The organism is Tellurirhabdus rosea (assembly GCF_026278345.1).
GTDB lineage: Bacteria > Bacteroidota > Bacteroidia > Cytophagales > Spirosomataceae > Tellurirhabdus > Tellurirhabdus rosea.
The window spans coordinates 3,207,700-3,225,980 of sequence record NZ_CP111085.1 but is presented as its reverse complement, the minus strand read 5'-3'; the positions used below and the strand labels follow the sequence as shown (position 1 = coordinate 3,225,980).

17 protein-coding genes are annotated in these 18,281 nt (G+C 57.8%); 5 read left to right on the top strand and 12 right to left on the bottom strand.

Translation table 11 applies throughout. The annotated features are described in order from the left end of the window. Window position 1: 1 nt before the first annotated feature. The 10 genes from ORG26_RS13695 to rsmH all read right to left on the bottom strand — a co-directional run bounded on the left by ORG26_RS13695 (window position 2) and on the right by rsmH (window position 10,462). A complete protein-coding gene (locus ORG26_RS13695; RefSeq protein ID WP_266362657.1) occupies window positions 2-616 on the bottom strand; it encodes an RNA polymerase sigma factor in 615 nt (204 codons plus the stop codon). A gap of 196 nt (window positions 617-812) precedes the next feature. Next, window positions 813-1,649, bottom strand: coding sequence for a translation elongation factor Ts (tsf, locus tag ORG26_RS13690; RefSeq protein ID WP_266362655.1), 837 nt, complete (start codon window positions 1,647-1,649; stop codon window positions 813-815). 186 nt (window positions 1,650-1,835) lie between these two features. Further along, window positions 1,836-2,669, bottom strand: a complete 834-nt coding sequence (gene rpsB, locus ORG26_RS13685) for a 30S ribosomal protein S2 (protein WP_266362653.1) — start codon at window positions 2,667-2,669, stop codon at window positions 1,836-1,838. Window positions 2,670-2,834: 165 nt separating this feature from the next. Continuing rightward, on the bottom strand, window positions 2,835-3,221 hold the full coding sequence (rpsI, locus tag ORG26_RS13680; protein ID WP_266362651.1) for a 30S ribosomal protein S9: 387 nt from the start codon (window positions 3,219-3,221) through the stop codon (window positions 2,835-2,837). A 114-nt stretch (window positions 3,222-3,335) separates the two neighbouring features. After that, entirely contained in the window at window positions 3,336-3,785 is a 450-nt protein-coding gene (rplM, locus tag ORG26_RS13675; RefSeq protein WP_266362649.1) for a 50S ribosomal protein L13, read from the bottom strand. 238 nt (window positions 3,786-4,023) lie between these two features. Next, a complete protein-coding gene (gene mraY, locus ORG26_RS13670) occupies window positions 4,024-5,247 on the bottom strand; it encodes a phospho-N-acetylmuramoyl-pentapeptide-transferase (protein ID WP_266362647.1) in 1,224 nt (407 codons plus the stop codon). 97 nt (window positions 5,248-5,344) lie between these two features. Then, window positions 5,345-6,817, bottom strand: a complete 1,473-nt coding sequence (locus ORG26_RS13665; protein ID WP_266362645.1) for a UDP-N-acetylmuramoyl-L-alanyl-D-glutamate--2,6-diaminopimelate ligase — start codon at window positions 6,815-6,817, stop codon at window positions 5,345-5,347. Between the two features lie 10 nt (window positions 6,818-6,827). Further along, the gene (locus ORG26_RS13660; protein ID WP_266362643.1) at window positions 6,828-9,098 is read right to left on the bottom strand and encodes a penicillin-binding protein; all 2,271 of its coding nucleotides are present in this window, start codon (window positions 9,096-9,098) and stop codon (window positions 6,828-6,830) included. After that, the gene (locus ORG26_RS13655) at window positions 9,095-9,493 is read right to left on the bottom strand and encodes an FtsL-like putative cell division protein (RefSeq protein WP_266362641.1); all 399 of its coding nucleotides are present in this window, start codon (window positions 9,491-9,493) and stop codon (window positions 9,095-9,097) included. Before ORG26_RS13655 ends, ORG26_RS13660 begins: the two co-directional genes overlap by 4 nt. A gap of 57 nt (window positions 9,494-9,550) precedes the next feature. After that, window positions 9,551-10,462, bottom strand: a complete 912-nt coding sequence (gene rsmH / locus ORG26_RS13650; RefSeq protein ID WP_266362639.1) for a 16S rRNA (cytosine(1402)-N(4))-methyltransferase RsmH — start codon at window positions 10,460-10,462, stop codon at window positions 9,551-9,553. Window positions 10,463-10,554: 92 nt separating this feature from the next. Here rsmH and ORG26_RS13645 point away from each other — a divergent pair, with 92 nt between their 5' ends. Together ORG26_RS13645 and ORG26_RS13640 are read left to right on the top strand one after the other, a co-directional pair. Continuing rightward, window positions 10,555-11,796 (top strand): TlpA disulfide reductase family protein, encoded by a 1,242-nt coding sequence (locus ORG26_RS13645; RefSeq protein ID WP_266362637.1) that lies wholly within the window; start codon window positions 10,555-10,557, stop codon window positions 11,794-11,796. A gap of 9 nt (window positions 11,797-11,805) precedes the next feature. After that, window positions 11,806-13,023, top strand: a complete 1,218-nt coding sequence (locus tag ORG26_RS13640) for an MFS transporter (RefSeq protein WP_266362635.1) — start codon at window positions 11,806-11,808, stop codon at window positions 13,021-13,023. A 10-nt stretch (window positions 13,024-13,033) separates the two neighbouring features. On the opposite strand, the gene ORG26_RS13635 is transcribed toward ORG26_RS13640, so the two are convergent. Together ORG26_RS13635 and yiaA are read right to left on the bottom strand one after the other, a co-directional pair. Further along, window positions 13,034-14,407 carry a DUF2254 family protein gene (locus ORG26_RS13635; protein WP_266362633.1) on the bottom strand — a complete coding sequence of 458 codons (1,374 nt, stop codon included), beginning with the start codon at window positions 14,405-14,407 and terminating at the stop codon, window positions 13,034-13,036. 72 nt (window positions 14,408-14,479) lie between these two features. Further along, entirely contained in the window at window positions 14,480-14,929 is a 450-nt protein-coding gene (gene yiaA, locus ORG26_RS13630; RefSeq protein WP_266362631.1) for an inner membrane protein YiaA, read from the bottom strand. A 184-nt stretch (window positions 14,930-15,113) separates the two neighbouring features. Between yiaA and ORG26_RS13625 the strand changes: the two genes are divergently transcribed. The 3 genes from ORG26_RS13625 (at window position 15,114) to ORG26_RS13615 (ending at window position 18,242) form a co-directional block, all read left to right on the top strand. Then, on the top strand, window positions 15,114-16,196 hold the full coding sequence (locus ORG26_RS13625; protein ID WP_266362629.1) for a Gfo/Idh/MocA family protein: 1,083 nt from the start codon (window positions 15,114-15,116) through the stop codon (window positions 16,194-16,196). A 175-nt stretch (window positions 16,197-16,371) separates the two neighbouring features. Next, window positions 16,372-16,938 carry a hypothetical protein gene (locus ORG26_RS13620; RefSeq protein ID WP_266362627.1) on the top strand — a complete coding sequence of 189 codons (567 nt, stop codon included), beginning with the start codon at window positions 16,372-16,374 and terminating at the stop codon, window positions 16,936-16,938. Between the two features lie 71 nt (window positions 16,939-17,009). Further along, window positions 17,010-18,242 carry an alkaline phosphatase family protein gene (locus ORG26_RS13615; protein ID WP_266362625.1) on the top strand — a complete coding sequence of 411 codons (1,233 nt, stop codon included), beginning with the start codon at window positions 17,010-17,012 and terminating at the stop codon, window positions 18,240-18,242. The last annotated feature ends 39 nt before the right edge of the window (window positions 18,243-18,281 follow it).

Here is an 18,281-nt window from a genome sequence, read left to right as displayed (position 1 = left end):
TTTAGCGGATAGGCCACTTCAGCAGGGTCATCAGTTTGGCAAAAAGGACCAGCCAGAAAAGCAGCGTTTCCAGGTAGCGCTGCCGCAGCCGCTCTTTTGCGCGCTTCAGCCGCATCTTGACGGCGCTTTCGGTTACCTTCTGAATGGCGGCAATGTCTTTGATACTAAGCCCGTCCTGGTATTTCATCAGGAGAATGGCTTTCTCGTCGGCGGCGATTCCCTGCATGGCGCTTTTGAGGCGGCGGACTTCCATTTCAGCCAGTTCGGCCTCATTGTCTTCGGACCAGTCCATGTTTTCGTCGATGGCGACCTCCCCCTGCCGTTTCACGATCCGCAGCTGGTCCGTGCAGTAGTTGTACGTAATGGAATACAGCCAGACCGAAAACTGGGACTGCCCCCGGTAACTGCCCAGCCGCATGATGAGCCGCAGAAAAATGTCATGCGTGAAATCTTCCGCCCTGGCTTTATCCTTCGTGAAGGTCAGGCACTTCCGGTAGACTTTGTTGCTGTATCGTTCGTAAAGGCGGTCAAAATAATAGTTGTTCTGCGTACTCATGTACAGGCTGACCAACTCCTCATCCGACATTCGCTTACTGTCAATGGATTTGCTTACCATGCATGTAAGAAGTAGTTGCGGCAAAAAAGTAACCTGCCCTGATTGGTTCCCGTCCGGGGGCGTACCGGCAATGCATTTTACGAATCGTTAACCCAGTGATTGTACAACAAATATAACAGTATGAAATTCTTATCATAAATAAAAATGCCCCGTCTCTTTCCAGAGACGGGGCATTTTTGAGTATCCGGCAAAAAGATTAGCCGCCGATGGCTACGCGCTTGAAGGAAGACACCTTCAGGCCCTTGCTGGTTTTCTCCAGCAGCTGGGCGATCGTCAGCGACGAATCTTTTACGAATTCCTGGTTCAGCAGCGTACTTTCTTTGTAGAACTTCTGCAGTTTGCCCATGGCAATTTTTTCCAGCATGGCTTCCGGCTTGCCTTCGGCGCGGGCCTGCTCTTTACCGATTTCGATTTCGCGCTCAACGATGGAAGCGTCAACGCCGTCCTTGTCCAGAGCGATCGGCTTCATGGCAGCGATCTGCATGGCGATGTCCTTACCCACCTCGGTCACGTCGGTGCCGTTGGTGCTCGTCAGGCCGACCAGTACGCCCAGTTTGCCGTTGGAGTGGTTGTAGGCCACGACTTTGTCCGCCGTTACGGTTTCGTAGGAGATCACGTCAATTTTCTCGCCGATTTTACCCATCAGGTCGGTGATGTGATCCTGCAGGGAGCGGCCATCGGCCTGGGCTACGGCCAGCAGGTCTTCTTTCGAAGCGGCGTTGGTCGAAACGGCCGCCGTCAGAACCGCCTGGGCGAGGTTCTGGAAGTCGGCTACTTTTGAAACCGGCTCGGTTTCGCAGGCCAGGGCAACGACGCGGCCCGTGGTGCCGTCTTCGCTCACCTGGGTCAGCACGATTCCTTCCGACGTGGTATTGTCAGCGCGTTTGCTGGCGATTTTCTGACCCTGCTTGCGCAGAATATCTTTGGCTGCTTCAAAATCACCATTGGCTTCGGTCAGGGCTTTTTTACAGTCCATCATGCCGGCGCCGGTTTCCTGGCGGAGTCTGTTAACGTCTTGTGCAGTGATTGCCATTGTTGGTAGTGTTTCTAATTCAAAGTTTATGGTTTAAAGCTTAGAGTTTATGGTTTACAGTTCAGGCACAGCGGCCGGACAACTCCAAACCATAAACTCTAAACCTTTAAACAGGATAGCCCATAGCTAAGCTACGGGCTAGTCCTTGATTATCAGCTTAGCAACTCATTACGGTCGCTTGGAAAATTATTGGTCGTTCCGGTCTTCTTCCGGCGAAACGGCCAGGGAAGGAGTTGACTCGGCACCTTCGGCTACGGGAGCTTCGACGGCTTCGTCAACGGCGCGCTTCGCTTCTTCCTCTTCCTGCAAACGCTGGTCGTCCTTGTCCTGCTTGCGTTCTGCCAGACCTTCTTCGATGGCCTTACCAATCGCCAGCGTAATGAGGCGGATGGATTTGTAGGCATCGTCGTTTGCCGGGATCGGGAAATCTACTGCGTCCGGGTTAGAGTTGGTGTCGCACATGGCAAACACGGGGATACCAAGCCGCTTGGCTTCGGAAACCGCAATGTGTTCGCGCTTCACGTCCACCACAAACATAGCAGCCGGCAGGCGGGTCAGGTCGGCAATACCGCCCAGTACACGCTCCATTTTCTCTTTGTCACGGCTGATCGTCAGGCGCTCCCGCTTGGCGAGGTTTTTCACCGTCGTTTCTTCCTTCAGCATCTTCTCCAGGCCCTGAAGTTTCTTCAGCGACTTGCGGATGGTGGCGAAGTTGGTCAGCATACCACCGAGCCAGCGATCGGTCACGTACGGCATTTTCAGGCGGCGTGCTTCGTCAGCTACAATCTCCTGTGCCTGTTTTTTCGTGGCGACGAACATCACCTTGCGGCCTGAACGTACGATCCCTTTGATGGCGTTGGACGCTTCGTCGAGTGACGCCAGCGTCTTGTTGAGGTCGATGATATGGATCCCGTTCTTCTCCATGAAGATGTACGGAGCCATGCGGGGGTCCCATTTCCGGGTAAGGTGGCCAAAGTGCACACCGGCATCCAGAAGGTCTTTGTATTCTACTTGTGCCATTTTTTTAAATGAACAATGAATAATGAATGATGAAATACGCAGCACCGCACGTCGGCATCGAGTAAGTGCGGTCTGGACGAAAATGAGTTTAGTGTTTATGGTTTAAAGTTTAGAGTTACTGAAAACCGTAACCATAAACTATTGACTATAAACCATAAACCCATATTAACGCTTCGAGAACTGGAACCGACGGCGGGCTTTGGCGCGACCGTACTTTTTCCGTTCTACCATGCGTGAGTCACGGGTCAGGAAGCCTTCCTTCTTCAGGGCCGGACGGAAGTCGGGGCTGTATTCGCAGAGCGCGCGGGCAATCCCCATACGCGTCGCTTCAGCCTGGCCGGTGATGCCGCCGCCTTTTACGTTGACCTTCACATCGTAGCCTTCCGGGGCGTTGATGGTGGTCAGCGGCTGCTTCAGGATGATTTGCAGCACGTCCTGCGGGAAGTACTGCTTGAAGTCCTTGCCGTTCACCACGATATTGCCGCTACCCACCGAAAGGTACACACGGGCAACCGCAGTTTTACGACGACCTAATGCGTTGATTCTTTCCATTTTTTCGTTTAACGTCTAACGTTCAACGTTTAACGCCCGGCGCCTGATGGTTCAGAATTGGCCTGTCCTCTTACGCCTTTAACTTTAAACTTTAAACCTTAAACGCTTATCGTCTTAGAGTTCCAGTTTTACTTCTTGAGGTTGTTGAGCAGCGTGCGGGTGCTGGTTACCGGCATAAACGTACAGGTTCGTGTACAGCCGACGGCCAAGACGGTTCTTCGGCAGCATGCCTTTCACGGCGTGCTCGACGACCCGGATGGGGTGCTTGGCGAGAATTTCGCGCGGGGTAGTGAAGCGCTGGCCGCCGGGATAACCCGTATGACGGACATACACTTTATCGGTCATCTTTTTGCCGGTCAGTTTGATCTTTTCGGCATTGATGACGATGACGTTGTCGCCGCAATCGACGTGCGGCGTGTAGCTCGGCTTGTGTTTGCCACGGATGATTTTGGCTACCTGGCTCGCCAGACGACCCAAAACCAAGTTCTCCGCGTCAACAACCACCCAACCTTTTTGCGCAGTCGCTTTGTTGACGTTGGTGGTCTTGTAGCTTAACGTATCCACAATTTACAGGAGATTATATATTGAATTACAACAGGTTGCAAAGAACAAAAAGAATCCCGTCCGGAAACGGGAGTGCAAATATAGGGCGTATATTTTTGAAAAACAAGGGAAAAGGAGGAAAGGGGAGGAAAAGGAGGAAAGGGGAGGAAAGGGAAGAGAGGGAAGAAAGAGAGCATTGCTACTCGAGGGCGTTTCCTCCTCTTCTCCCTCCGTCCTCCCTCTCCTTCCCCTTCCTCCTTTATCTCAATTTCAGCGTCACCAGCGAGGCGACCGCCAGCAGAATGCCGATAATCAGAAAACGGATAACGATTTTGGCTTCGTGGTAGCCTTTCTTCTGAAAGTGGTGGTGCAGCGGCGACATCAGGAACAGCCGGTGCGTCCGGGCGTACTCGATGCCGTGCTTCTTTTTCTGGTATCGGAAATAACTCACCTGCAGAATGACCGAGAGCAGTTCGACGAAGAAGATACCGCACAGAATCGGAATCAGCAGTTCTTTCCGCACCGCCAGCGCCAGCACGGCGATAACGCTCCCCAGCATCAGGCTGCCCGTATCGCCCATGAACACCTGCGCCGGGTACGAATTATACCACAGAAACCCGATCAGCGCGCCCACAAAAGCGGCGCAGAAAATAACCAGTTCCCCGGAGTTCGGAATGTACATGATGTTCAGATACTGCGCGATGGTCTTCGTACCGGAAACCCAGGCAAAAACCGCCAGCGTCAGGCCGATAATGATGGACGTGCCCGCCGCCAGCCCGTCGATGCCGTCCGTGATGTTGGCCCCGTTGGACACCGCCGTGATGATGAAGATGCAGGCAATGGTGTAAATAATCCAGGTGTACTGGTCCGGCACGAGGCCAAAGAGCAGCGAATTATAATCGAACTCGTTGTTTTTCAGGAACGGAATGGTCGTCAGCGTGGACTTCACATCGCGGAACGTTTCCTGCCCGAGAATGGCCGCGGCCGGCGTTGTTTTTTCGTACACCCGGATTTTGACGTAATCGTTGAACGACAGCGTCAGCCCCACGATCAGGCCCAGCCCCACCTGCCCGACCACCTTAAACCGGCCGTGCAGCCCTTCCTTGTTTTTCTTGTGAACCTTCAGGTAATCGTCCAGAAAGCCGATGAGGCCCGTCCAGACCGCCGATACCAGCAGCAGCACGATGTAGACATTGCTGATATTGGCAAAAAGCAGCACCGGAAACAGCAGCGAACACAGGATGATGAAGCCCCCCATCGTCGGCGTGCCGCGTTTCTGCATCTGTCCTTCCAGACCCAGGTCGCGGATTTCTTCGCCAATCTGCTTGGAACGCAGAATGTCGATGATTTTTCGGCCGAAAATAGCCGCAATCAGAAGAGCAAGCGTAATGGCCGCCGCCGCCCGAAACGACAGGTATTTGAAAACCCCGGCCCCGGGAAAGTTATAGTTCTGGTCGAGGTAACTGAAAAGGTAATAAAGCATATGCTAATGACTGAATGAGCGAATGAGTGAACGAGTGAGTTTTTCAGGCTGGTGAGTAATTCAACTGCAAACGGCCGCAAAGTTAGCCGCTTTTTACTCATTCGCTCCGTCCGATTTCACTCTTTGCAAAGGCTTCCCGCAGCACTTTACGGTCGTCGAAGTCGTGTTTGACGCCCTGAATCTCCTGATAGGTTTCGTGCCCTTTTCCGGCAATCAGCACGACATCGTGCGGCCCGGCCATCTGCACGGCTTTCAGGATCGCTTCCCGGCGGTCTACGATAGTCTGGGTTTTCTTAAAGTCAATCGGCGGAACACCGGCCTGCATCTGCTCCAGAATGGCCATCGGGTCTTCAAAGCGCGGATTGTCGGAGGTCAGAATCACCCGGTCGCTGAATTTGCAGGCGATTTCGGCCATGACGGGCCGTTTGGCGGCGTCGCGGTTGCCCCCGCAGCCCACCACCGTGATGATCTTCTCGGCCCCCTGCCGCAGTCCGTTGATGGTTTCGAGAACGTTTTGCAGGGCGTCGGGCGTGTGGGCGTAATCGACAATGCCGACCACCTCGTTGTCCGAAATCACCGTCTCGAACCGCCCCGGCGGACTCGAAATGCTCGACAGTTCGGTCAGCACGTCCTCGGCGTTTTCGCCCAGCAGTACAGCCGCGCCGTAGACGCCCAGCAGGTTGTAGGCGTTGAACCGGCCCGTAATCTTGAACCAGACCTCCCGGCCATCGACGTCCATGTGCAGTCCAAAAAGCCCTTCCGACAGAATCCGGCCTTTGAACGTTCCCAGCGTTTGGAGCGAAAACGTTTCCTTGCGGGCTGCCGTGTTCTGGAGCATCACCAGTCCCCGTTTGTCATCGAGGTTTACCAGGGCAAACGCCGAGGCCGGAAGTCCATCGAAAAAGCCTTTTTTGGCCCGGATGTAATTGTCGAACGTCTTGTGAAAATCGAGGTGGTCGTGCGTGATGTTCGTAAAAATGCCACCCGTAAACTGCAAACCCGTAATCCGGTGCTGCACCACCGCGTGCGAGCTGACTTCCATAAACACGTGGGTACAGCCGTGGTGCAGCATCCGCTGAAGCAGTTCATTCAGGCTGATCACGTCGGGCGTGGTGTGGGTCGCCGGGATCACTTCCTCGTCGATCTGGTTCTGCACCGTCGACAGCAGCCCGACCCGGTAGCCCAGTTTGCGGAACAGCCGGAACAGCAGCGTCGCCGTCGAGGTCTTGCCATTGGTGCCCGTCACGCCCACCAGTTTCAGCTTCCGGGACGGGTGCCCGTAGAAGGTCGCCGCCAGCAGCCCGAGCGCGTAGGCGGAATCTTCGACCTGGATAAACGACACGCCTTCGGGCCGTTCGTCGGGCAATTGTTCGCAGAGGATGGCCGTTGCGCCGAGTTCCAGCGCTTTCGGGATGAACTGGTGCCCGTCGGTCTGGGTTCCGCGGATGGCGGCGAACAAACTGCCCGGCGCCGCCTGGCGGGAATCCATCGTCAGGCCCGTAATGTCAACGCTCATCGGCCCGGAAGTCGACTGGAGCGGTACTTTGTAAAGAAGGTCGGTTAGTTGCATGTACGTTCGTTCAATTACGTCTTCCCGGCCCCATCGCAATGGGCGTGACCGGAGGAAGTGGCTCCTGTTTCAGCAGCGAATCCGGTCGGGCAGACGGTTTCAGCGTCAGTGTAATTTTTCGGGGCTGGGGCAGCGGTTCGCCGGCAGCCACCGATTGCGCCACCACCTTACCGACGCCCTGGAAGCGGACCGAGAAACCCCGGTTTTCGAGCATGTACAGGGCGTCGCGCAGGGTCATGCCGCGCAGGTCCGGCACCCGGTTTTTGGACAGTTGCTTCTGCCACTGGCTGCCGCTTTCGGTCCGCACCCAGCCGTCCGAATCGGGTTGGCTCGGCAGATTCAGTTCTGCGCTGATGGTGCGCATGTCCGTCGCCAGACCGGCCATCGGCTCGCCTTTCAGCGGCGCGCTCGGCTGGCCCTTCAGGGGCGTGTGCATGGTGACGTCGTAGGCAAAGATCCGGTCGGCAATCGCCCGGAAGACCGGAGCCGCCACCGCGCCGCCCATCAGCAGGTCGACGTTGTCGCCGCGCGGGCTGTCCACCACCACCAGCATGCTGTAGCGGGGTTTGTTGGCGGGAAAATAGCCGATAAACGAGGTGTAATAAATGCCGGGCTGGTAGCGGCCGTTGATGAGTTTCTGAGCCGTCCCGGTCTTCCCGGCGATGGTGTAGTGGGTCAGCGTCCGGCCGATGCCGCGCGCCGTGCCGTTGGTGATCACGCCTTCCAGCATCCGTTTCACCTGCCGGATGGTCGACGCCGAGGCAATCGGGTTAGGGTCTACGTATGGCTTGAACTCCTCCACCACGTCCGCTCCGCTCCGGATTTCCCGGACGATCATGGGCCGCACCCACTTGCCGTCGTTGGCCACGGCATTGTAAAACGTGAGCATTTGCAGCGGGGTGAGCTGCATTTCGTAGCCATACGCCATAAACGCCAGCGAAATCTTGCTCCAGCCCTTCGACGAGGGCGTCCGGATCACCGGCGGGGTCTCCCCTTTCATCTGGAAGCCCGTCGGCTTGGTCAGCCGGAACTGGTTCAGGTAGCGCAGGTAGCGTTCGGGCTGTTTGTAAAAGTGCTTCTGCATCATCAGGTGGATGCCGACGTTGGACGATTTTTCGAAAATCTGCTGGGCCGAAATCTTGCCGTAGCCCCGGTGCCCGGCGTCGGAAATCGTGACGGTCCGGTACCGGATGCTGCCCCCGCCCACGTCGAAAATATCCGTCGGACGAATGGCTTTGTCTTCGAGCAGGGCCATCATCGTCGCCAGTTTGAAGGTGGAACCGGGATCGGTGCGACCCGCTAGGGCGTGGTTGAACGTCTCGACGTACTGCCCCTTCACGTTGGTCAGGTTCGCGACGGCTTTGAGGGCGCCGGTCTGCACGTCCATAATCAGCACGCAGCCCTTATCAGCCTTGTTGGCCACCAGACTTTCGCGCAGGGTCGCCTCGGCGATGTCCTGAAAATTGACATCCAGCGTCGTGTAAATATCCATTCCCGGCTCCGGCTTCACGTCCGAGCCGTCTTCCACCGGCATTTTGTAGCCATGCGACAGCGTTTTGACGAGGCTGATGCCTTTCCGACCGGCCAGTTCTTTCTGAAAGCTGGCTTCCAGGCCCACCAGCCCGTTACCGTCTTTGGCATTGAGGTAGCCGACCGTCCGCAGGGCCATGTTGCCAAACGGCTTATACCGCTGGTAGACCACGTCGAATTTGCCGCCGATCAGCCGAACCGGGGCGGGCACCTTGCCGCCTTCCCGTTTGGCCCGGTCGATTTCTTTCTTGTTGATAATGGTATCCCGGCGAAAAAAAGGCCATTCCCGCATCATCAGGCGCTCCTCGAACGTCACCAGCCGCTGCCGGATGGGAACCGGTACGTGGTGATCGTCTTCCTCCCGCGCCCGGTTGAATTTTTCCAGATAGACCTCCGCCGGAGCGTCCCCGAAATAAGCCGCAAACTGCCGGGCGGCCACCCCGATGTATTTGTAATACGTCAGCGAATCGCGGATAGCGCAGGGGTCGAACCCGACTTTGTAGTACGGCAGCGAGGTTGCCAGCAGGCTCCCGTCGGTGGCGTAGATGTTGCCCCGACTGGCCGGAATTTCTTCCCGTTTGAGGCGGGTTCCCGAAATCCGGTCTTTCCAGAGCTTGCCGTTGAAGGTCTGGTAATACTGGACGTAAATCAGCCGGGCGATAATGGCCAGGGCAAAGATGGTAACGCCGATGGACGCAAGCCGTGCCCGTCCGATAATAACCTGTTTAACGTTCTGGCTACCCATGCTCATTGTTCTTCTTCGGGTTTGACAACGATAATCTGGGGCGGAACCTGGCTTTCGCCCAGTCCCAGCGCTTCCACCTGTTTCCGGATTTCGGACTGCTTGCCGGTCTTCATGAAAGCGGCCTGCAACGTCGTGTAATGGGCCCGCAGCTCGTCCACTTCGGCTTTTGTCTTCTGCAGCTTGCGGACCAGCCGTTCGGCGTTGTGATTGGAGCCGATGTAAATAATGATCAGAAACGCCACCCAAACAATCCGGCCGAAGTGCTCGATCGGCCACGGGTTATCCTCCCCGATCAGCTTTTCGAGGCCGAAGGTCCGGTTGAGGTAATTGTACAGCCGACTCTCCCGCTTCCGGGGCGGTTTGGGCGGCTTGGGCTGGGTTTTGTAGGTGTTCTGAGCCATTGTATCCGCGGGCTTTAGCCCGTGATTGATTGTTTCACGATAACGCTGGAACCGCCCTCAGATACGTTCAGCGATTCGCAGCTTCGCGCTCCGGGCCCGGGGGTTCCGGCTCACTTCCTCGGCGGACGCTTCAATCGGTTTTCGGGTTACGGACTGCAGCGGTTTCGTGACGTTTCCGTACAGATCCTTGTCCTCGATTCCCTGAAAATTTCCGGCTTTGATAAAATTCTTCACGAGCCGGTCCTCCAGCGAATGATACGCCATCACCACCAGCCGTCCGCCGGGTGCCAGCGCGTCGGGAATCTGCTCCAGAAATTCCTCCAGCACGGCCAGTTCTTCGTTGACCTCGATCCGGAGGGCCTGAAAAACCTGCGCAAAATATTTGTTTTCCTTGCCCCGGGGCGCGTACCGCTGCATCACCGCTTTCAGGTCGTTGACCGTATCGAGGGGGCGGTTCAGCCGGGCCGTCACAATGGCCGAGGCCAGCGTCCGGGCGTTGGTCACTTCGCCGTACATCCCGAAAATCCGGTGCAGTTTTTCCTCCGGGTAATGGTTAATTACGCTTTTGGCGGTCAGGTTGCCCATCTGGTTCATCCGCATGTCGAGTTCGGCCTCGTAGCGGGTCGAAAAACCGCGCTCGGGCGTATCGATCTGGTGGGATGAAATCCCCAGGTCGGCCAGAATGCCGTCGACCTGATCGGCCTTGTACAGCCGCAGATAGCGTTTGAGGTGCCGGAAATTGGCCGCCACGAACGTCAGGCGCGGGTCGTCGAGGGCCTCGGCATTGGCGCGGGCGTCGGGGTCCTGATCAAACACGATCAGCCGGCCCCCTTCCAGTTGCTTCAGTATTTCGCGGGAATGGCCGCCGCCGCCAAAGGTTACGTCAACGTAAGTGCCGCCCGGTTTCAGATTCAGCCCGTCGATACAGGGCTGCAGCATCACCGGTTCGTGGTAAGTGGTATTTGTCATTGGAACTAATCAAAACAGCTCGTCCGTTACAAACTTACAAAATCCGCCTTGACCTCTTCGATACCCAACTGGAATTAATCTACTGGTCTTTTATGAAGCGACTGCTCCTCTTTACCCTTGCAGCCACCGGCTGGTTCCTGATTGCCTGTTCCTCCGATTCCAAAATCCGCGTCCCGAAAGGCGTCTGGCGGGCCACCCTCCAGACCAAAGGCGGCGAACTGCCGTTCGGGCTGGACATTGTGCCCAACGCCGACAGCGCGACGTATACCGTCTACGCCCTCAACGGCTCCGAACGCCTCCGGATGGACACCGCCACCGTCAGCAACGACACGCTCCGGATTCCGATGCGCCTTTTTGAATCGGAAATTATCGCCAAAATCAGCAACAAACGGCTGGAAGGCATTTTCCGCCGCCGCCGCACGGGCAACGAATACGTCACCATGCCGTTTGCGGCCTACCACGGGCTGAAATACCGCTTTGAACCGGAAGGCAAAACCGCCGCGGCCAACCTGACGGGCAAATGGGCCGCCACCTTCCGCTCCGAAGGCGACAGCACCGGGGCCGTGGGCCTCTTCAACCAGAACGGCAACAAGGTGACCGGCACGTTCCTGACCTCGACGGGCGATTACCGCTACCTCGAAGGCAACGTCTTCGGCGACAGCCTCCTGCTCTCCTGCTTCGACGGCACGCACGTTTTCCTGTTCAAGGCCCGCCGCCAGCCCAACGGGACGCTGACCGGCGGTTTCTGGTCCGGCGCGACCGGCTACGAAAGCTGGACGGCCCGCCTCGACCCGGCCGCCGCCCTGCCCGACGAAACGACGCTGACCTACCTCAAACCGGGTTACAAAACGATTTCCTTCTCGTTCCCGGACGTCAGCGGCAAGCCTGTTTCGCTTCAGGACGAACGCTTCAAAAACAAGGTGGTCATCGTGCAGATTCTCGGTTCGTGGTGCCCCAACTGCATGGACGAAACGAATTACCTGAGTCCGTGGTACAAAAAGAACCGCAACCGGGGCGTCGAAATTGTGGGCCTCGCCTACGAAAAATCGGCCGACCTGACGGAATCCGCTCCCAAACTGCAGCGGATGATCAACCGCTTCGGCATCGACTACCCGGTTCTGCTGGCGGGCACCAACGACAAGGCCGCCGCCTCCAGAACGCTCCCGGCCATCAATCGGGTCGTGGGCTTCCCGACCACGATTTTCATCGACAAACGGGGCAACGTCCGCGAAATCCACACCGGCTTTTCCGGTCCGGGAACGGGCGTTTACTACGACAAGTTTGTGGAAGATTTCAATCGGCTGGTGGATAAGCTGGTGGCCGAAAAGATTTAATTTTTCTTTATGTCCCGCACCGAAAAACTTCTTCTCTTCGTGATGGCGTGTATCAATTTCACGCACATCGTCGACTTTATGATCATGATGCCGCTGGGGCCGCAGCTGATGCGCTTTTTTGACATCAACACCCAGCAGTTCAGTCTGATCGTGTCTTCCTACAGCCTGAGTGCGGGCGTTTCGGGCTTTCTGGCTTCGTTCTACGTGGACCGTTTCGACCGGAAGAAGGTCGTGCTGGTGGCGTATGCGGGCTTTGTGATCGGGACGCTGGCCTGCGGTCTGGCTCCGACCTACGGCCTGCTGATTGCCGCGCGGACCACGGCGGGCCTGTTCGGCGGGGTACTGGGCGCGCAGGTGATGTCGATTGTGGCCGACCGGTTTCCGTACGAGCGGCGGGCGCAGGCGATGGGCGTAGTTATGACGGCCTTCTCGGTGGCCTCGGTCGTGGGCGTTCCGGCGGGCCTGTTTCTGGCGACCGAAATCAGCTGGCACGCTCCGTTTCTGGCCGTGGGCGGGCTGGGCATCCTGGTCTGGGGCCTGATTCTGCGTTTTGTACCGAAGCTCGACGCCCACCTGGCGGCACAGACGGCCCGGTACAATCCGCTTGAGACCATCACGACCATCCTGAAGAATCCGAACCAGCTCCGGGCGCTCTGGCTGACGATGACCATCATGCTGGGCCATTTCAGCATTATTCCGTTCATCTCGCCCTATTTTGTAGCCAACGTCGGTTTTGCCGAAAAGCAGCTGTACCTGATTTACTTCGTCGGCGGCTTTCTGACCATTTTCTCGGCTCCGCTCGTGGGCAGGCTGGCCGACCGGCGCGGCAAGTACCCGGTGTTTGTGGTGTTTGCGTTGCTGTCGCTACTGCCCGTCTACCTGATTACGACCATGCCGCCCGCGCCGCTCCCGTACGTGCTGTTCGTGTCGGGCATTTTCTTCATTTTCACCAACGGGCGCATGATTCCCACGCAGGCGATTGCGTCGTCGGTGGTGCTTCCGCAGCACCGGGGCGGGTTCATGAGCCTCAATTCGTCGGTACAGCTGCTGGCCCAGTCGGCGGCGACGTACGGGGCGGGGCTGATCGTCACCAAAGCGCCCAACGGGCAGTTGCTGCATTACAACTGGGTGGGCTACGCTTCCATCCTGGTCATGTTCGCCAGCATTTTCATCGCCCGGACGGTGAAGCCGGTGGACGCGGCCCAGCCGTCGGTGGAGGTTGTCTGAACCGCGCGGTTCAAGACTCCAGCCCCAGCGCGGCCCGGAATGCCGTGTACTCCGCTTTTTTTCGCTCCAGCGCCTCGTCGGGCCGGGGCAGCGCTTCGATCTGGGCAATGACGGCTTCGTAGAAATCATCCAGGTAATTCCGCAGGCTGTTCCGGTGCTCGCGCCGCAGAAAAGGCGTGCCGGGCAGGTATTCCGATCGAAACACGGCCGGATCGGTGTGGAGGTACTGCAATTCCAGATCGTCTACCTGACGGCAGAGCACCAGCAGCTTGTCCGCATCCTGCACAAACGGCACCACGTTATCGACGGTTTTGACTACGTGCCGGACGATGATGTAATCGTCTTTTCCCCAGCTGTAAATCTGGTCAAACGCCAGATCGACCAGTTGCTCGAAACTGAACTCACGGATGGCAATGTTTTTCTGCTGCAAAAGCTTCGCCTCGCGGGAGGTCATGTCGCTCAGGGCGGCTTTGCGAATGATGGCGCCCAGGTAATCGAGGCAGTTCAGGGCCGTGGTCGGGTCGTTGACGGCGGGGGAAATGGCTTTGATGGCGATATCGACCAGCTGACGGATGCCGAACGGAATGTCCTGTTCGTAGCTGCGAAACCGCCCGATCAGAAAGCACGCCTGAATCTCGGGAACCAGGTCATCGTAAAAAGCCCGTCTGGAGGCCGGACAGCGGATTTCGGCCAGCACCGCCCCGGCCATCACGAAGCTGCCGATATGGAACCGCACCCGCATGCTGACGTCCGGAGCCGCCGGAAAGAGCGCGTAAAGCGTCTGGTAGCGCATGGCCTCCAGATAGCCCGCCGCTTTGGCCACCACCAGCACCACCTCCGTCGACCAGCTTTCGGCCTCCGCCGGTTCGTACAGCGTTTCGATTTCCTGAATCGTCCGCTGGGCGATGTTCCGGGTGATGCTCGACGCGTTGATGCTGGTGATGACGTGGTGGATAAAGAGCGGGAAAACCAGCAGCAGCAGGTAGAAACCGCCCACAATCCCGAATTTCGGATAAATCAGCGTCGCGCCGGACCAGCCGAAATACGACAGCCCCAGCAGATACGCGACGCAGGCCAGAAACGACCAGAGAAAAAACCGGCTGAAATGGTCGTATTCGAAAAACGACCGGACGATGCGCGGCGAAAACTGCACCGAGGCCAGTTGCAGCGCCACAAAGACAAAGGAAAACGTGGTGACGACCACCGACGTCAGGATTCCGGCCAGCGTCGCCAGAAAACCGTCGAGGGACGCCTCTGCGTCGCCGGGCCGAACGAGGTGCAGCGCCGTGGTCAGTCCCGCCACCAGCAGGTAGGAAACCAGGGCCAGCAGCCGCCAGTCGGCTTTGATGCGTTCGTGCAGGCGGTAGATACGGCGGAAAAGCATACAGACAGGCTAAAGGATTCCGGCAAAAGTAAGGACTTTGCCGGTTTGCCTGCCTGTCTGTCCGCATTCAAATTACTTCTCCGACCGGAACGAGGTCAGCGGTTCACCCGGCGGCGGGGGCGGCACCGACCGGCCCGGCGAGTCCTGGCTGTCGCGGGTGTTTTTCTGCACGGCAATCGCGCCGAACAGGGCCAACAGGAACGCGAAGGCGTAAAAGCCCTTTTCGCTCGGCAGCAGCGTGGCGTTCCACAGCCCGACGGTGAGCAGGATAATGGCCAGAATGGTCGAAAACCAGCTCAGGCCGTAATACAGGTCCGTCACCGGAATGCCTTCCAGCCGGTCGCGAACGCTTTTCTGCACCGACACGACCGAAAACAGGCCGTACATCAGAATGGTAAAGTAGTAACCTTTTTCATTAAGCAGCATATCGGAGCGCCACAGGCCGATCAGAAAGCCGGCCATTCCGGCACCCAGCGCCAGCCAGGAAGCGCCGACAAAGGCGGCGGATGGTTTTTGGTTCATGGTCCAAAGAGGTTGGTCTGAATTATGCCGTAATATTCTGTTTTTCAGCGCCTGATTTCAAAAAAAGTAGAATGACTGGTAGGATACACCCGCTTGAAACCGCCAAAAAAAAAGTTGAGTAACTAGCCCGTCCGGTTTTCTTATGCCGGAAACGAATCCGAACTTGCCGGTAAAATACCCGTTTATGGCTCCATCCAATTCTCCTATCCGTATCCTCGTAGTTGGCTGCGGCAACATGGGCGCCTCCCATGCGCAGGCTTACCATCAATTTGATGATTTTCAGATCTGCGGCATTGTCTCGACCGGCAAAAGCAAGGAAGTGCTGAACGAAAAGCTGGGCGGCGGTTATCTGCTTTTCTCCGATTACGCCGAAGCCCTCGAAAAGACGCGCCCTGACGCCGTCTGCATCTCGACCTATCCCGACACCCACGAACAATTCGCCATCATGGCCTTTGAACAGGGTTGTCATGTTTTTATCGAAAAACCCGTGGCCGACACTGTCGAAGGGGCCGAACGCGTGGTCGAAGCGGCCACCAAAGCGGGCAAGAAACTGGTCGTGGGGTATATCCTGCGGCACCATCCGTCCTGGGAGAAATTTGTGGAAGTGGCGCAGCAGATGGGCAAGCCGCTGGTGATGCGCATGAACCTCAACCAGCAGAGCCACGGCTACATGTGGACCGTCCACCGAAACCTGATGAAATCGCTCAGCCCGATTGTCGACTGCGGCGTGCACTACATCGACGTCATGTGCCAGATGACCCGCTCGAAGCCCGTCGCCGTGACGGCCATCGGCGCGCGCCTGACCGACGATATTCCGGCCGACAACTACAACTACGGCCAGCTCCAGATCCGGTTCGAAGACGGCTCGGTGGGTTGGTACGAAGCGGGCTGGGGGCCCATGATGAGCGAAACGGCCTTTTTCGTGAAGGACGTCATCGGACCCAAAGGCTGCGTGTCCATCGTAGCCAAGGAAGCCGGGGCCACCGGAAAATCCGATAACGTGGACTCCCACACCAAGACCGAATCGCTGCGGGTGCACTACGCCGACCTCATCGACGATGACCAGTTTGCCCGTCCCGACGAGTGGATCGACATGCAGGACGAGCCCGACCACCAGGAGCTTTGCAACCGCGAGCAGCGCTATTTCCTCCGCGCCATCCGCGAGAACCTCGACCTGACCGACCACATGCAGGACGCCGTCAACAGCCTCCGGATCGCCTTCGCCTGCGACGAGAGCGTGCGGACGGGCATGCCGGTGAAATTATAATCGAACCCCGGGGCCCGGCTCCGGGGTTTTGTTTTTTACGGCTCACCCAGCCCCGCGTAAAACAGCCAGGTCCTGCCCACGGTGGCATACCTTTTGACAGACCTTCCGGGCATGTGCCCGCCCTGCGCCTCCGGGGTGATTGGCCGCCTTGCGTACCGTTCACTTGTCAAAAAGTATGAAACTGTTCTCTTCGACGCGCAGCCGCGTCTTTTCCGCTCTCGGGTGCCTGCTGGCCGGATTGCCTTTCCTTCTGCTAAGTTCCTGCTCCAGACCGGAGCAGGAACCGACGATTGACGTTTCTTCGATCTGGGAAACTGACTGGTTTGGCCTTCCCCTGAACGGGCGCTGGGACAGTCAGTGGGAAAACAAGTCCCTGTCTTCCGGGGAAATGAAGCTGTTCGCCAGCCTCGACACCGCGGGTCTTTCCGGAACCACGGCCCCGCTCCGGATGGAGATGACCGATCGGCAGGCGTTTCCCAACCCTTTCCTGCATTACTTCGAACTGCCCTTCGGCTTCAATCAGGAGTTTTCCGGAAAAGTCGTTTTGAAATACGTCATCGTTGACCATCACCTGACGCCCCTTCAGCAGGGCGTCGTTCGGCTTTCGGCGGCTTCGGGCCGCGCGATGGTAGCCATTGCGCCCGGCGTTCCGGCCGGAGACTACCGGCTGTATTTTTCCCTGAGCAGTCAGGCCAATCCGCATTTTTACAAAAGCTGGGGAAATATCCGGAAAACCCGATAGCCTTAACGGGTCGGCTTCTGGAAGAAAGCGAGCGGTGACTTACCTTTGCCGAAACCCATCCGCGACCCGCCATGAAATTTTTTGGCTTCGTTCTGCTGCTCCACCTCAGTTTCTTCCCGGCTCTGGCCCAGCCCCGGACGCCCAAAGCCGTTTTTGTGATTGTCGATGGCATTCCGGCCGATGTGCTCGAAAAGGTCCGTACGCCCCAGCTCGACAGCCTGGGCAAAGCCGGGTTTTACAAACGGGCCTACGTCGGCGGGCAGAAAGGCACGTACTCGCAGACGCCCACCATCTCGGCGGTCGGGTACAACAGCCTGCTGACGGGCACCTGGGTCAACAAACACAACGTCTGGGGCAACGACATCAAAGCCCCCAACTACCGCTACCCCACGCTTTTCCGGCTGTTCAAAAATCAGTATCCGGACCGCAAAACGGCCGTTTTTTCGAGCTGGCTCGACAACCGGACCAAACTCGTGGGCGACGGGCTGCCCCAGACGGACCGCCTGCACGTCGATTACCACGCCGACGGTTACGAACTCGACACCGTCGCCTTTCCCCACGACCGCGAAAAGACCTACATGAGCCGCATCGACGACCGGGTTGTCGACGAGGCCGTCGCCTGCCTGACTCAAAACGGCCCCGATCTGTCGTGGGTTTACCTGGAATTTCCCGACGATATGGGGCATAAGTTTGGCGACAGTCCCCAGCTTCAGGCCGCCGTCGAAAAGATTGACGCCCAGCTTGGACGGCTCAGCCGGGCCATCCGGGCGCGGCAGCGGTCCTTTGCCGAAGACTGGCTGCTGGTGATTACCACCGACCACGGCCGCGACGCCAAAACGGGCTTCAACCACGGCGGGCAGTCGGAGCGGGAGCGCACGACCTGGATCATTTCCAACAAGCCGGAACTGAACGCCTACGGACGGCAGGTCCAGCCCGGCATTGTGGACCTCATGCCGACCATCGCCCGGCACCTGCGCCTCCGGATTCCGGCGGAGGTGGCCCGCGAAATCGACGGCGTGCCGCTGACGGGGCCGGTGTCGCTCGCCGATCCGCAGGTAACGCTGGAGAGCGACAGCCTGCACATCCGCTGGACCTCCTTCGAGCCGCGCGGCCGGGTCAAAATCTGGCTGACCACCACCAACCAGTTTGAAACGGGCGGCAAAGACGCTTATCATCTGCTGGGTGAAGTGCCTCTGAGTCGGCAGCAGGCCGTATTTTCGGTCAAAGACAAGCCTTCGGCTTTCTACAAAATTTGGCTGGAAGGTCCGGCCAACTCCGTGAACCGGTGGGTCGTGCTGAAGTAGAGCCGGAAACTCCGTACCTTCGTGGCTTGTTACAGCCAG